This is a genomic window from Bacillus sp. ES1-5, from assembly GCF_022487605.1.
Taxonomy (GTDB): domain Bacteria; phylum Bacillota; class Bacilli; order Bacillales; family Bacillaceae_G; genus Bacillus_A; species Bacillus_A wiedmannii.
Genome location: NZ_JAKVPU010000003.1, coordinates 189,328 through 205,700, shown reverse-complemented (window position 1 = coordinate 205,700; position 16,373 = coordinate 189,328). Strand labels below are relative to the sequence as shown.

The 16,373-nt window shown below is 32.6% G+C and carries 11 protein-coding genes and 2 pseudogenes; 2 read left to right on the top strand and 11 right to left on the bottom strand.

The genetic code is table 11. From position 1 onward, the window contains the following. Positions 1-46: 46 nt before the first annotated feature. The 6 genes from MKO96_RS13290 to MKO96_RS13265 all read right to left on the bottom strand — a co-directional run bounded on the left by MKO96_RS13290 (position 47) and on the right by MKO96_RS13265 (position 4,633). On the bottom strand, positions 47-646 hold the full coding sequence (locus tag MKO96_RS13290) for an FMN-binding negative transcriptional regulator (protein WP_240587693.1): 600 nt from the start codon (positions 644-646) through the stop codon (positions 47-49). Between the two features lie 141 nt (positions 647-787). Next, positions 788-1,315 carry a GrpB family protein gene (locus tag MKO96_RS13285; RefSeq protein ID WP_240587692.1) on the bottom strand — a complete coding sequence of 176 codons (528 nt, stop codon included), beginning with the start codon at positions 1,313-1,315 and terminating at the stop codon, positions 788-790. A 23-nt stretch (positions 1,316-1,338) separates the two neighbouring features. Then, positions 1,339-1,686: a DUF4260 domain-containing protein gene (locus tag MKO96_RS13280; protein WP_240587691.1), complete on the bottom strand. Its 348-nt coding sequence runs from the start codon at positions 1,684-1,686 to the stop codon at positions 1,339-1,341. Positions 1,687-1,698: 12 nt separating this feature from the next. Next, the gene (locus MKO96_RS13275; RefSeq protein ID WP_240587690.1) at positions 1,699-2,667 is read right to left on the bottom strand and encodes a bile acid:sodium symporter family protein; all 969 of its coding nucleotides are present in this window, start codon (positions 2,665-2,667) and stop codon (positions 1,699-1,701) included. Positions 2,668-2,671: 4 nt separating this feature from the next. After that, positions 2,672-4,063 (bottom strand): FAD-binding oxidoreductase, encoded by a 1,392-nt coding sequence (locus MKO96_RS13270; protein ID WP_240587689.1) that lies wholly within the window; start codon positions 4,061-4,063, stop codon positions 2,672-2,674. A gap of 171 nt (positions 4,064-4,234) precedes the next feature. Then, positions 4,235-4,633, bottom strand: a complete 399-nt coding sequence (locus MKO96_RS13265; RefSeq protein ID WP_000737899.1) for a DUF2871 family protein — start codon at positions 4,631-4,633, stop codon at positions 4,235-4,237. Between the two features lie 255 nt (positions 4,634-4,888). Here MKO96_RS13265 and MKO96_RS13260 point away from each other — a divergent pair, with 255 nt between their 5' ends. Next, positions 4,889-5,392 carry a GNAT family N-acetyltransferase gene (locus tag MKO96_RS13260; protein WP_240587688.1) on the top strand — a complete coding sequence of 168 codons (504 nt, stop codon included), beginning with the start codon at positions 4,889-4,891 and terminating at the stop codon, positions 5,390-5,392. Between the two features lie 594 nt (positions 5,393-5,986). Here the strand turns inward: MKO96_RS13260 and MKO96_RS13255 are convergent. Continuing rightward, positions 5,987-8,707, bottom strand: coding sequence for a sensor domain-containing protein (locus MKO96_RS13255; protein ID WP_240587687.1), 2,721 nt, complete (start codon positions 8,705-8,707; stop codon positions 5,987-5,989). A 933-nt stretch (positions 8,708-9,640) separates the two neighbouring features. On the opposite strand from MKO96_RS13255, the pseudogene MKO96_RS13250 reads away from it, so the two are divergent. Then, a pseudogene (locus MKO96_RS13250) lies at positions 9,641-11,118 on the top strand (Lsa family ABC-F type ribosomal protection protein). 142 nt (positions 11,119-11,260) lie between these two features. On the opposite strand, the gene hlyIIR reads toward MKO96_RS13250, so the two are convergent. The 4 genes and pseudogenes from hlyIIR to MKO96_RS13230 form a co-directional block, all read right to left on the bottom strand. Beyond that, positions 11,261-11,866 carry a hemolysin II regulator HlyIIR gene (gene hlyIIR / locus MKO96_RS13245; RefSeq protein ID WP_240587686.1) on the bottom strand — a complete coding sequence of 202 codons (606 nt, stop codon included), beginning with the start codon at positions 11,864-11,866 and terminating at the stop codon, positions 11,261-11,263. 348 nt (positions 11,867-12,214) lie between these two features. After that, positions 12,215-13,453, bottom strand: a complete 1,239-nt coding sequence (hlyII, locus tag MKO96_RS13240; RefSeq protein WP_240587685.1) for a hemolysin II HlyII — start codon at positions 13,451-13,453, stop codon at positions 12,215-12,217. A 303-nt stretch (positions 13,454-13,756) separates the two neighbouring features. Next, positions 13,757-14,989, bottom strand: a complete 1,233-nt coding sequence (locus MKO96_RS13235; protein ID WP_240587684.1) for an N-acetylmuramoyl-L-alanine amidase — start codon at positions 14,987-14,989, stop codon at positions 13,757-13,759. Positions 14,990-15,686: 697 nt separating this feature from the next. Beyond that, a pseudogene (locus tag MKO96_RS13230) lies at positions 15,687-16,373 on the bottom strand (S-layer homology domain-containing protein); the annotation flags it as partial.

Here is a 16,373-nt window from a genome sequence, read left to right as displayed (position 1 = left end):
TTTTTTTAAATATGCTCATTTAGAATATTTCCCTTTCAAGTAAACTTTATTTTCTCATCAACTCCGCAATCCCCCTACTCCCCTCACTACCAACTTTCTCAAGTTCCTCAACAACTACATTCCGTCTCTCTACAGAATGATTTTGACTTAGCTTCGCTTTTCCTTCTATTTTATTTATCTTTATTTTGAATCCAACTATCACCTTACTTAATCCTCCCATATAATTCGGGTCTACATCATTAAGTGAATAGGTACTCTGTGGATCTTCATATGTATGTACTAAATCTTGAAGAGAGTCTATTAATTCCTGTTCATCCTCAACAATTTCCAATTCTCCATATACATGCACTGCGACGTAATTCCATGTTGGCACTGCATTGTTTGTTTCATACCACGATGGTGATATGTAACTGTGTGGCCCTTGAAATATAGCTAATACTTCTTGATTCCCACTATCTTTCCACTGTTCATTCGGACGTGCGAAATGGCCATGTAAAGTTAGAGTCTCCCTATTTAATAACAACGGCAAATGCGTTGCATATGGTTCCCCGTTATGTTGAGAAAATAATGTCGCAAAGCTATTTTGTTCCATTATTTCGTACTTCATCTCTTCATCTTGTATTGCGAAATATTTTGGTATGTACATAAGCTCCCTCTTTTCCGCTCTTTTCTATTTTATTTCTTATTATATTTAGTAATCGTATCAATTAACAGGGACAGTTTGTCATTATTTTATAGTGGCAGCTTTCAATTTAAAAAGAATAGGCCGCATGTACTCAATGCGACCTTAGTTTATTTCCTTCAATATACTTGTAATAAATGCCGGCTTACCTTCACTATAGCTCGCTCTATTTTTCGATTTTCTTGCTAACACTTTCTTTAAACTTCCATATTCAATAGCTACATCTTCATGTTCACGAAGGTAATCTCGAAACACTATATGTCTTCTTAGCTCTTCACTATTCTTATCACACACATATAAATGATGTTCCATCCAAACTGTACTTTCCCCGTCCCACGGAACAAAAGCGTCCTTTCTGCCAAATGCTTCTCTCCCTTTGAAGCTCCATTCTGCTTGATGATAGTATCCTATCTTTCCAAGCATTTTTGCTACTTCAGGAAAAATCCCGTACTCTTCTATTACTATATCAATATCTAATATCGGCTTCGATGCAAGTCCTTTAACGGATGTACTCCCAACATGCTCAATGGACAAAGCAAGTTCTTTTATTACATTGTTAATGAGCGATTGTAGCTTATTAAATTCACTTTCCCATTTGATGTTATATTCTTCGATAGTAATTCTCTGTTTCAATGTATCCCTCTTTCCAAAACAATTTATAATCTTTGAATATGAGTATCTTTAAAATCCGTCTCATATTTCAATCCATATCCAAATATTCGATCCATCCCAATATGTGCTGTCCATATTAAACCAATCATTATAACGGTATCTACCTTAAAATATACACCTATTATAGCTATTACTATCGATATAATATATGTGTGAAAAATATTATAAATTTTAGCACCTACATGATTATTTATACCGTATGCTAACATTGATAAATCCGGTGCTAAAAGGAATACCCAAAATATAATCCAACTAAATTCATATATCGAATACGTATAAATCGTAGCTAAGAAAACAACCAGTCCTTCAAACTGTACAATACGTTTTTGCATTCTTTATCATTCCTATTTTTCTATATTTATTGATAAATTTTCATCACTAAAATTTCCCTTTGCATTTTTTGACCAGATGGTTGCTAAAATCGGTCCTGCAATGTTATGCCACACTGCTGCTAATACACTTGGGAGTGCAGCTGCTGGTCCAAAATGTGCCGTTGCCAGCGCAACACCTAAGCCTGAATTTTGCATTCCTACTTCTATTGAAATAGCCCTTCTTGTTCCTTCGTCTAGTCCAAGTACGAGCGCTGTTATATATCCGAGTAAAAAGCCAAATGCATTATGAAGCATCACTGCAATAAAGATAAGCAGGCCCGAAGAAGTAATGCTACTTACATTCGCTGAAACAACTGCAGAAACAATAATAATAATTGCTACAACTGATATTAAAGGAATAACAGTCATTCCTTTCGTAACAGTTTTTGGGAAAAACTTCTTCACTACTAATCCTAAAATAATAGGTAGGATAATGACTTGTACGATAGAAAGAAACATAGACATAGCATTCACTGGCATCCATTGTCCTGCAAGTAATAATAAAATAAGAGGTGTAGCAATTGGTGCTAGTAACGTTGATAATGAAGTCATTGCAATAGACAACGCTAAGTTCCCTTTTGCTAAATAAACCATAACATTTGATGCAGTGCCACCCGGTACTGAACCGAGCAACACTAATCCAGCTGCTAACTCAGCTGGCAGATTCATAACGTAGGCTAGTACGTATGCGACAAGTGGCATAATAATAAACTGAGCACATACACCGATAATAACTGGCAATGGTTTTGTAGCAATGATTTTGAAATCAACAGTCTTTAATGTTAATCCCATCCCAAACATAACAACGCCAAGTAAAATTGTTATGTAACTAGTTAACCCAAGAAATGGAGCGGGAATGAAATATGCAATAGCTGCAATACAAATAACCCAAAATGCAAAATACTTTCCAGCTATATTACTTATCGCTTCTAGTACTTTCACCCCATCATCCCCTATCCTTCAACTGAAAAACTTTATTTGGATTCAAAATGTTTTGCGGGTCAAGAGCTTTCTTTATTTTTTCCATTACGAGTAACGCCGCCCCATGTTCTTCTTCTTGATACTTCCGTTTCCCAACCCCAACACCATGTTCTCCCGTACACGTCCCGCCTCGTTTAAGAGCATATAAAACGATACTTTCGTTTATTTCGTCCGCTTTTTCCACTTCTTCTTTATCGTTCGGATCGACCATTAAGAGCACGTGGAAATTTCCGTCTCCTACATGACCAAGAATACCACCGACAAGACCTACTTTATCTAATGTTTCTTTCGCATGTTGGATTGCACCAGCTAATTCTGAAATTGGTACACATACGTCTGTACTCATAAGCTTTTTACCAGGATAGCTATGAACGTAAGAGTACGCTAGATTATGCCGTGCATCCCATAATTTATTTCTCGCTGCAGTTTCCGTTTCAAAAGCAACTTCTTTACATGTATGATCAAAAACAATTTCCTTCGTGAATTCAATATCTTGCTTTAGCCCAGCTTCATTACCGTGAAACTCTAAAAACAGTGTAGGCTCTTCTCTGTAACTTGTTTCATTATAACGATTTACTTGTTTCATAGATAATTCATCTACAAGTTCAATTCTCGCAATTGGAATACCCGCTTGTAGTATATTAATAACAGCTTCTACTGCATCATTTATAGTTGGAAACGATGCTCTCGCTGCCATAACATGTTCTGGTATGCCGTATACTTTTAAAGTTAACTCCGTAAAACATCCGAGCGTCCCTTCTGACCCTACGAAAACACCATTTAAATGGTAACCTGATGATGACTTCGCTGCTAAATTTCCAGTATGTATTACTTCCCCATCAGCAAGAACGACTTCTAAATCACGAACTTGATCACGCATTACCCCATATTTAACTGCTGTCGTTCCGCTCGCATTTGTGGCTGCCATTCCACCTAACGTTGCATCTGCACCTGGGTCTACACTAAAAAACAATCCATACTTTTTCAATTCTTTATTAAGCTGAGAGCGAGTCACTCCCGGCTGTACTCTTACAAGAAAATCTTTCTCTCTTATTTCGAGTATTTTATTCATGAGCGAAAAGTCCATTGTAATTCCTTTTTCATATGGAATGACATGTCCTTCTAAACTAGAACCTACCCCAAAAGGAACGACAGGTTTTTTATGCTCACTCGCTATTTTCATTAATCTACTAACCTCTTCAGTCGTTTTCGGAAAAACTACCACATCAGGTAAACTACTAGTATGATAAGATTCATCTTTACTATGTAACTCTCTTACTGTCGTATTTACAACTACTCGATCTTCGGGAAGTACACCCTTTAATTCATTTACTAAACGCTCTACCGTTATTTCCATCGTACACCCTCCTACTTCCTATAAATTCGAATTACAAAATATGTTAACTGTTTTATACATAATAATTCGAAAAATTAAATAATTCAAGTTTTATACATATGAAATTTGTTTCTTACTGTCGAATAAACAAAAAGAACTTGCAATAAATATTGCAAGTTCTTTTCTATAAAACTATATTTTAAATGACTTCTTTATTAACAACATAAACCAAACTAAAGTAACTGCCATTAACGAATGGGAAAATCCTACAATATAAGTTAACCCTTTAAAGTCCGCTCCATTTAGCTGAAGCAGCCCTCTCGCTGCCAATGAACCTAACATTAAAATTAATGCAATATTATGTAAAACAAACCACTTATTAAAACTTTTCGCTTCATGAAACGCGAATACTTTTGCTAATCCTAAAGCAATTAAAAAGAAGAAAAAGCCGAGTACAAGTGTATGTGTATGCAATAGATTTAACAAAGTAGAGCCTACAATCCCCTTATACTTTCCATACTCCCTAGCGAAAATCCCTGATAATAAACCGATAATCAAATACGTAAACGATGCATTATATAATTTCTTCATTATGTACCTCCTTGAGTAGAATGTGTAGTGTGTCATATTTAGTAATAATGATAGTTATATAGTAAAAACTCCTAGTTACCTAGGAGTCATTGTATAAGTATCTCACTCTTTACAATCAATTCTAATTATAAAATATCCCTTTATACAAAACAAACGAACTTTATGTGAACAAGTAGAGCACAATGAAAATATGTTGCACTTTTGTATTTCGCAATCCATACTAATTGTTATAACTATTAAAGGTGGTGCAATAGATTGATAGTTCTTGAAACTGAACGACTCGTTCTTCGCTGGTTTGATATAAAAGACGCTCCATTTATTCTAGAATTAGTAAACGATCCTGCATGGATTCAGTTTATTGGTGATAAAAGGATTAAAAACTTAGACGATGCAAAAAAATACATCTTAAACGGACCAATTGATATGTATAATAAAATGGGCTTTGGTCTTTACTTAGTAGAGCGAAAAGAAGATTTCACTCCACTTGGTATGTGCGGACTTATTAAAAGAGATTCATTAGAAGATGTTGATATCGGCTTTGCCTTTTTAGAGAAATTCCGTTCAAAGGGATATGGTTTTGAATCCGCTTCTGCTGTAATAGACTACGGTGTACAGAACCTAGGTATGAAACGAATTGTAGCCATTACTACTATTGATAACATCAATTCAGGAAAGCTTTTAGAAAAAGTAGGATTGCAGTTTGAAAAGATAATTTCAGACTCAGGAGAAGATTTAAAATTATTTGGGTATAACATATAATAAATTGTCAGATTTCTCTTTCAATCTAATCAAAAAATGTTTCTTACATATACATTCCTAAAAGTTATTATAATTCAAATACTCATCTATTTTTAACGTTATAACCACACTAATTTAAATCACAACTCTGATTTTCAGTACTGTATTTATTCTTAAAAACCCTCTATCTTGTTCTTAAAGTTGTCAAAACTCTTATGTAGTTACATGAAAAGTTTATGCTAATATGTTACTAATAAACTATGCGTTCCCTTAACCCTGTATCCGGCCCTAGATTTTTTACAGGGCCTTTGTTTATTTAATTTACTTATCACGTGCTTATACACACTAAAAGTCATTTCAAATGTAATAAACGATAAATAATAAAATAACTTTAGATAGTATGACCTGCAACTGTAATACTATTCCTTCAAATTTCTAGACGAGAAGACCAGTCATAAAAAAGGAATCACTTAAGAACAAGATAACAGCTTGAGTAATGATACATCTTGATGCAAAACATTTTGGAAACCTAACTGCTAGTTAACTCAAAAAGAAGTTCTACTTAATATAGGTAGAACTTCTTTTCCCTTTACCCCACATGTACATAGTTCTCACTTATTCCTTGCTTAAAAACTTGAGAAACTCATCTTTCTTTACAGGTTTACTGTAATAATAGCCTTGAATTAAATAGCATGCATTTTGTTGTAACACTGTTAATTGTTTCTTCGTTTCTACTCCTTCCGCAATCACTTTCATATTTAAAGTATGGGCTAGCGAAATAATAGTTTGTATAATTTCATCTCCATCATTTGAAGTTCCAACCCTATTCACAAATTCTCTTGGAATTTTCAAAGTATCAATTGGATATAAAGGTAGATACGCTAATGAAGAATATCCTGTACCAAAATCATCAATTGATAAATGTACACCATATGATTTTAATGCTTTTAACTTCGATAAAGTTTCTTTTTCATCTACCATGGCAATTCGCTCTGTTAATTCCAAATCAATCAAATTAGCTGGTACTCCTATTTCTTCTATGGTAGATATAATTGTTTGAACAAAATCTTTCTGTTCAAACTCTATAGCTGATAAATTTATCCCCATTTTTAGATTTGTATAACCTGCAGAATTCCATTCTTTCAGTTGTAGACACGCTTGCTGTAGCGTCCATTTTCCAATTGAAATAATTTGCGATGTTTCTTCCGCGATAGGTATAAACTCAAAAGGTGAAATTAGCCCCAGCTCTGGATGTTGCCAACGTATTAATGCCTCTGCGCCAATAACCTTACCTGCCATACTATCAATTTGAGGTTGATACAATAAAAACAATTCATTATTCTCAATTGCATTTGGTAAATCCTGCTCTAATCGTAATCGTCTTGTTATTTTTTGAGATAATGTCTCGTCGTACATACAAACAGCATTGCTACCTTTTTCCTTCGCACTATACATGGCGATATCAGCATGTTGTAAAAGTGTTTTGGCATTTGTTCCTCCAAATGGATACAACGCTATTCCTATACTAAGAGATAAGTAAAAGCTATGTTGATTTACTACAAATGGTTTTTCAGTTATACGAAATAGTGTCTCACACAAATCCAATAGCTGTTGCTCTGTTTTGTTATGGACAATGATTGCAAACTCATCTCCCCCTATTCTTGCTAAAGGAATAACTGGTGACAGACATGTCCTAAAACGTTTGGCAACTTCTTTTAAAACACTGTCACCAATTGCATGACCCAGTGTATCATTAATGGTCTTAAAGCGGTTTAAATCTATATACAGAAGTCCAAACTTATCCTGTGTTTTTTGTACACGCTCAATGGATCTGTCTAATTCTTGTTGAAAGAATATTCGATTCCTAATCTCCGTCACCGTATCATGAAATGCTAGATAGTTTATCTCATCCTGTTGTTGCTTCATCCTTGTTATGTCTTTTACCATTACATAACTCCCAAAAGTTTGTCCTTCTATCATAATAGGAACAATGGTGACATACCAAAAATGTATATCCTTCTCATTATTATTTTTCACACGTAACTGTAATGAAGACGAACTACATCGTTTCCCCTTCTTTAGAGCTGCTTCCAATTCAAGTTTATCTTCATCTAAAAAAATAGAGAAGCACTCTTTTCCTATTAATGCACCACTATCTTTTCCTAATAATATACTTCCAGACTGGTTTATATTTAATACGATACCATTTGGATCAATTGTTAATATAGGATCTGGATGATACTCATATAAGGACTTAAACCTCTCTTGATTTTTTACCAAATCATTAGATTTTTTTATTAAATCTGCTGTTCTTTGAGATACTTTTTGCTCTAATTGATTATTAAACACTTTTAATGTTTCGGTTAAATCTTTGTTTTGCATGCGTACAATTGTATGACGAATCAGTACAAATACAAAGGCAATACAATTTCCCGTAATCAGTGTAGATGAAGAAGTTTGCTCTTTCAAAGTAAAACCAATTAAGATTGCAACTGCAAGATAAGGGAATATGACAAGAAGTTTCTTTCCAAATGTCGGATTAATAATAAAATAATTTCTTCTAGAAGTTGCACTCCTTGGGATAGTAGCAACAATGGCAATCAATAATAGAAAAACTCTATACAAACACCTTAATAATATGAGTGAACGATATGATAAATCATCTTGTAAATAGAAATATAAGTAGTCCGTAATGGACAATCCTGTTAATACTAAAATAAAAATAAATAATTTACTTTTCGCATTAAAAATTGCTGGTCGGAAGATAAGGCTAACTCCTAGTAAAAGAAGCAATAGATCTATAATTGGGAAAATAAATGAAAGAAAAACATCTCCAATTGATAAGAATAAGATATTTGCAGAAGGTTTATTAAATAGGTACCACTCTAAGGTAAAAATAGCAGTAACAACAATACATAAATCACAAATTAAATACGCTTTTTCCCACTTGTTACATTCCATAATGATTTTATAAAAGAACGCAAGGAGAAAGAAGAATAAGAAAAACAACAAAAATACATCAGAGATATTAAAGTTTTCTATTGGTAATTCTACATTAAGTACTTGAAAAGCAGATATAAAATTCCCTATCAAGAAACACCCTATTGCAATTGTAATACAAACCCAAAAGACTCCTAGTTTAATTTTTCTTGATGCTATAGAGTAAAGTAATGAGATAAATACTGTAATTTCAACAACTAAGGATGATAGTCGTATATTAAAATCTGATACAAAATAGTGATTCGGAAAAACAAATAAAAATATAAAGCAAAAACTTAAATAAGCTATTAGAGCTAATATCAATACATAAAATTGTACATGTGAATATTTACGCAATGGACCACCTTCTTGATTTTTTCTAGACTTTTATTAAAAATGACTTGATAAGGCACAGCTCGTATTCATTAAAATGAGTGTTACCTATCATTCCATATTATGACCTTTTTTAAAAGATTTCTTTCTACATACCGCAGTCTTATTTACTCATCGTAAATTTGAATGATACAACTTAACTGTTCTTTAAATATGAGATAGAATCTAACCTTCCATTACAACATAGTTAGTCGCTTATTGTCACACTTAGAAAGAAGGGAAATATATTATCGTTAACTTAGAAATTCGAATTAAATTACTAAACTAACTGTAACTATTATAGTTACAACTAGAGGTGATGTCAATTTCAAATACCTCCCCTTTTAATGGACAAAGGATGTGACACTTTGAACGAAAATGCAATGTTTATAAAAAAGATGTAATGTTGTATCTACTTAATAAAAGAATTATAAATGATCTAGAATTAGATGACGCTAATATTGGATCTCCACCAAAAGAATGTTAATTTAAAAATTGAATGATGAAAGGAATGATGGATGAATAATGATTAACTAATTTATATTTTAAGTTGAATTTTATAACTTCAAACTACAAAATATAGGGTTAGTCTATCCATTTTTATAATTCACTTCATACTTTATTTGTCATGATTCAAATGATTAATAAGTACTTATTAGTATAAGCGAGAGACTAATCCTTCCGATTAAAAGTTGGGGGATTTTTTTATTCCCTTTTATGTAAGTTGAAATTTATTAATCGCTAAATTTACCTAACAAATAAAGGAGCGAGAAAAATGGCTAATTCAGACACTATTGTTACACATGTAATGCTCTATATAAGTCGTTAATATCCATCAAACTTATATAGAGCAATTAAAAAATGGATGGATGTTCCGACTTTATATGAAACGTTTCGATATATAAAGGAGGAATTATTATGTCAATGATAAAAGTTCAAAACTTAACTTTTTCATACCCAGGTAGCTTTGATAATATTTTTGAAGGTGTAAACTTTCAAATAGATACGGACTGGAAACTAGGATTTATCGGTAGAAACGGACGAGGTAAAACGACATTCTTTAATTTATTGTTAAGGATTTATGAGTATAGTGGAAAAATCCTTGCTTCGGTAGAATTCAATTACTTCCCCTATCCTGTTGCAGATAAGAACAAATTTACTCATGGAATTCTTGAAGAAATTTGTCCCCAAGCAGAAGATTGGGAATTTCTACGTGAAATATCCTATTTAAATGTTGATGCCGAGGTCACGTACAGAACATTTAAAACTTTATCAAATGGAGAACAAACAAAGGTGTTGCTCGCTGCACTGTTTTTAAATGAGGGCCAATTTCTATTAATTGATGAACCAACAAATCACCTAGACACTGATGCACGAGAAATAGTCTCTGATTATCTAAAGAAGAAAAAAGGGTTTATTTTAATTTCACATGACAGAATCTTTTTAGATGGATGCGTTGACCATATCTTATCTATAAATAGGGCAAATATTGAAGTTCAAAGCGGAAACTATTCTTCTTGGAAATTAAATTTTGATAGACAGCAAGAGCACGAACAGGCTACAAATGATCGTCTACAAAAAGACATAGGAAGATTAAAACAGTCTTCCAAACGTTCAGCAAGTTGGTCTCATGATGTAGAAGCTTCAAAAAATGGAACAAGGAATTCAGGTTCTAAGTTGGATAAGGGATTTGTAGGACATAAAGCAGCCAAGATGATGAAAAGAGCAAAAAACCTAGAATCAAGGCAACAAAAAGCTATTGAAGAAAAGTCAAAATCACTAAAAAATGTGGAGAAAACTGAGTCATTAAAATTAGAAGCATTGAAGTTTAAGTCAAATGAATTGGTTACTTTGGCTGACGTGTCTGTTAAGTACGATGACCAAGTCGTGAATGAGCCAATTAACTTCGTAGTTGAACAAGGTGACCGAATTGTGCTTGATGGCAAGAATGGGAGCGGGAAAAGCAGTATCTTAAAACTAATTCTAGGGCATCCGATACAGCATACAGGTTTAGTTACTTTAGGTACAGGCTCACCATTTCCTATGTCCAACAAGATACTTCTCATTTGAAGGGATCGCTATCAGACTTTATCGAAGAGCACAAGATTGATGAGACGTTATTTAAATCCATCCTACGAAAGATGGATTTTGACCGAATTCAATTTGAGAAAGATATATCTCATTATTCTAGTGGACAAAAGAAAAAACTGCTTATCGCTAAAAGTTTATGTAAAAAAGCCCATATGTATATATGGGATGAACCATTAAACTTTATAGATATTTATTCACGTATGCAGATCGAAGAGCTGATTCAACAATTTAATCCCACAATGATTATTGTTGAGCATGATAAGGCATTTCAACAAACCATCGCAACAAAAACTATATCTATGTAACTCCACTCGAATAATTAATAAATCAAGCCATTGATCTATAAAGTATTTGAATGAAGTGTCGAAAAAAGCCTAATTTCTCTACAATACATTGAGAAATTAGGCTTTTTAATAGGAAAATTAGGATTCATAAACAAAGAATAATTTATATATTAGGCTTATCTGTTAAAGCAGAAATAATCCTGTTCACTAAGTCTTCTGGCATCCATTCATGATTCGTATCATTCGTTTCATTTGGTCCTAAACAATCAATGAACTTTTTAAACTTTGGAAATAAAACAATAGAAGTGATCCAATGTATCGTATGATTTATAGAGAAGAAATGAAATACTCCTTGTTTTTCCCCCTCCTGCAATATTTCCTTTAACTGTTCAAAACTACCTATAAAATATGGTTTAATCTTTTCTAATCTTGCACTTTCCTTAATAATCTCCTCATATGCCAATGTACCAATTTCAGGATTTTCTTTTATATGTGTAGTAAAGACTGTTAAATATTCTCTTAGAGCATTAATAGGATTAAATTGATTTTTCTCAAGAAAATTAGGTAACTCATTAGCAAGGCCATATTTCTTAAACACCTCATAATATAGGTTTTCTTTCCCATTAAAATAGTAAGAAGCCATAGCAACATTCACTTTCGCTTCTTTTGCAATTTCTTGTATGCTCGTACCTTCATAACCACGCTCTCCAAATTTTTTCTTAGCAGCCTTCAAAATATTTTCCATCGTCTGCTCTCGAGATTTCCCCATTTCACACACCTCAGATAATATATATTTCACTTCAAAAATCCAATAAGGACTTTGAATAGAGTATCTTTTTAATGAAATTTAATTATATATTTAAAGTAGTAACTTAACAACTGATGAAGTCTTGATTACTTTAAACAATATCCCCCTGTTTAGCATGAATTGCTCTCAAATACTTCACGCTCTTTTCTACTTGTGTAAAAGAATAAACAAAAAAATAATAAGGACCAAAGTTTATCAATTTTTACAGATAAACTTTGGTCCTTTTATTACATTATACAGATTTAAAACAAACCTTTATACTCATATCTTGATGAAATAATTATCCATCAATTGTAACTCATTTACTGATTAGATTTGTTTAATCTCAATATAAGGTCCTTTGATGTTTAATTTGTTAATGTCATTTGAGATATTACCTACAGTTGTTTTTTCATTAAACGTGTAGACCTTTTCACCATTTACAAAGATGCCCCAATTTTTATCTTCGTAACTGATACCATAACCAGCATTGCTAGATGTAGCTTTAAGTTGATTTCCATGCATTGAAAAAGATAATTTCCCTTTTCCTTTGTTAAGTTGGTTATTCACGTTGTTGATACCAATCAATTGTTCTTCAAGGGCTCTTTGGTTATCAAGAGTAACTTGATGGTTTTTCCAGTCTAATTTATAGTTGTTTGTAAAGAACTCATTATATGTATCCTTATTATTTGTTCCCCACCATTTTGAACTTACCCATTCAATATTGTACTGATCTGAAATTCTACGATTTGTTATTTTTAAATCTGATGTAGATTCTGTTTTATCAGCAGTAATAACCGCTACTACATTAGGAGAAAAACCATATCCTGTTAAAGCTGGTACTGTGTCTTTTGAAACAAAATTATTCGTTCCTTCATTATAACTACGTGATTTCATAAATAGTTGATTACCATAGAAAGTATTGAATGAATCACGATTATAAATTCCCCACTCTGGGAAATTAAACGATTGGAATCCTACTTTCCAATTTAATTTTTTATCAGTGTGAGTCTCTAATACCGTTTTATAGTCTACCTGATCATAAGATACACTTTCTTTCCAAGCAAAGCTACCTGTAATACTTGCATCGGCATTTGGCCCTTTATCATTTACCCCAACTTTAACACTTCCACCAAGTGTATACCCTACCTCAGAAGTAACCTTTGCTGAAGTCATTGTATTAACTGGGGCAGCTTTATGGAATTGAGCGCTATCACCACTAGTTATTTCTGCTTCAGTATGATAAGCCGATGGCCATTTTAAACCTGCGTTGTAGTATCCCCCATTAATTGTATATTTCGCATCTATATTACTACCATCAGTGGTAACAATTGCAATCTTTTTATCTGCGTAAGGATCCTCAATAAAAGAAACCTTTATTGAATTTTTGATATTCTGTTTCATGTCATAAGTAGTTTTAAAACTATTATAGACTTTTCCACCATTTTGAAGATTTTCTACAGTTCCTTTAGAATCTGCAAATGCAGATGTTGCTTGTAAACCAAGTGATCCAGACATAATAACGGACGCTACGGCAACACTTTTAGCTATTCCCTTTGCTTTTTTCATACAGACAGCCACTCCTTCTTAAACATTTAAAAGATATAAACGTATTATTTTTAGCTCTCAATACTAGAGATAGATTTATAACGTTACAATGTAGAAATTTATTAATCTTTATGCCAATAACTATCAACACTTGATTTGCTAATTTCCATCTCTTCTTTACTGATAACTATTATCAATATTATTAAAACACAGAATAACGATTTAAACAAGAATTTTAAATACATATTTAAAATTCTTGTTTAAAAAAATACAAAAAATTATAGAATTCTTCATTTCGAGAATTACTATATTTTCATTTGCTTATTACAACCTATATTCAGATACATTATTTCCTTTCCATTCATAATAATCTAAAATCCCCTCATAAATGGCTTCTGCAGCAATCTGCCTTCCGTTTTCTGTAGATAACTTACTGTAATCGATACCATTATCTATAAAAGCAAGTTCCGTTAACACAGCTGGCATGTCATTTTCTCTTATAACATGAAGATCTCCATGTTTAACACCTCTATCACGTGTTTGAAGTGCGTCTACTAATCGTTCTTGAATTTTTTCAGCTAAAACACGACTTTCTTCCACATGAGGATTTGTTTTTTCAGATTTAGAAGATTTATAGTAGTATGTTTCTGTCCCTTTTGCATTACCGTTAAAAGCATTTGCATGAATGCTTATAAAGATATCACCCTGATTTTGCTTAGCAAATTTAACACGTTCCTGTAAAGAGCTTTTTTGGTCATGTCCAGGTCTAGTATCAGATTCGCGAGTTAATAAGACTGTAAATGGTGTACGCTTTTCAAGTAATTGTTGTAGACGTAAAGAAGTGTCTAATACGATTTTACTTTCGGGCAATCCTTTTGTGGGCTTTCCAGGATCTGCGCCACCATGTCCAGGATCAATAATGATTGTTTTACTTTCTATAGGATTTTTCGGACCAGATTGTAGGGTATCTGTTTTGGCAGTAAGTTGTGCGGCCTCTGCACGTGTTATGAATCTATTTGGTTGCCAACCATTATCAGTACCAACGGAAATCTTTAAATCAATTAAAATATTGGCAAACTTTTCACCCCAATGTCCTTTTAAATCATGAAACTTACTTTGCACATTATTATTTGTTCTATCTTGTAGCTTATATGCATTTACTAACATTGCTGCCATAGCAGCACGGGTAACTTTTCCTGAGGGATTGAATATTCCATTTCCTTCACCGTTAACTATCCCTGCTTTTTCAGCAGCAGCAATATAAGGGGTTGCCCAATGATTTTGAGAATCTGTAAAAGAAGGTTTTGCATTTGTATCAACATGTATACCTAGAACTTTTGTCATAATGGTTGCAGCAGAAGCTCGATCTAATGTATCACTTGAACCAAAAGTGCCATCTGGATACCCACTTAATACTTTTTTATCAACTAAATAATTAACAGATTTGTCAGCCCATGCAGGAACATCTGGGAATTTGTGAGTATTTGCAAATGCACTAGATGAGTAGGATAGAAGACTTCCAGCAAGAATTCCTGTAGCAATTAATTTGTATTTCAAAATGTAACACTCCTAAAAATTATTACAAGTTGGTAAATGAATCATTTACAGTTAAGCGTATAAGAAATATGACTTAGTTTAAAAGATAGATTAAGTTGTTATTATCAATATATTACATATAAGTAATTTTCGATTAAATTAAACTATTATCTCGAAAAGAATCCACAGACATACACTTATAGCTTGGGACTATTCGATATATTTGCCAATCTTGTGTAACTAGTATAGTTACTTATACATACGAGTGTCAATTAAATAAATCTTACATTTCTGTAAGGTAACTATATTAATAATGTAGTGATTAATTATTAAACATGGTGAATGATTATTCATTTTAATTAATATAAGAGTTAATATAAATGTTTCTAACCCTATGAAAGGAAAGGTTACTTTCGTCGTGGACCTGAGAAGCTCCCACTACAAGCTTTGCTAAGTGGGGAGTAGTTCTCTGAAGATTAAAGAGCTATTCTACCTACTTCTTTTAACTAAATTGTATCCTGCCTCTTCTTTAAATATATATGGAATTCATATACTTCATTTACTAACATATGTTGTATCTCATTTTTTCATTGTATATCTACAGTACAAAAAATAGGACACACCTTACCTTTAAATAGATACTGGTGTGTCCTTTATATAATATATTTGATTAGTATTTTTATATCACGGTAAACCTTATATTAAAAAACAATAGTAATTACTTAGGTTCTACTTGTACACGCATTACTTTATCAGATTTTAAATTCATAATTCTCACCCTATAGTCCCCTTTTAAATAGTAGTTATTCATAGTATGTTTCTCTACTGCTTCTTGAATTTCTTGATCTAAATTTAAATCAGGAGCTAATAAGGTAACCCATCTTTTCGTTAGTTCCACAACGGCCTCATTATCATATAAGGATTTCATTTCAAAATCATTTTCAGCTGGTCCTTCAATAAGTAATTGCGCACCAATTGAATCTGTTGGAAGAGACATACCTTCATCTACTAACTTAATGCTTAATCCGATATTACTAAATTTCAAATTAGTATTATATTTTTTATTAATATCACGAACTAAGCTTTGTGCTTGATCTGAAATTGAAATTTGTGAAACTTGTAGCATGTTTAATGCAATTTGATTATACGTAACATCATTTGTCACTAAAGTTTTATCGAGGTATGCTGGTAAATTAATCTCTGATTTTGTTCCCTTCTTCGCCCCAGTTGTTCTTTCTTTCTTTGGTTCTTGCTTCATTTCTGGTTTCACTTCTGGTTTTACTTCTGGTTTCACTTCTAGTTTCACTTCTGGTTTTACTTCTGGTTTCACTTCTGGTTTCACTTCTGGTTTTACTTCTGGTTTCACTTCTGGTTTTACTTCTGGTTTCACTTCTGGTTTTACTTC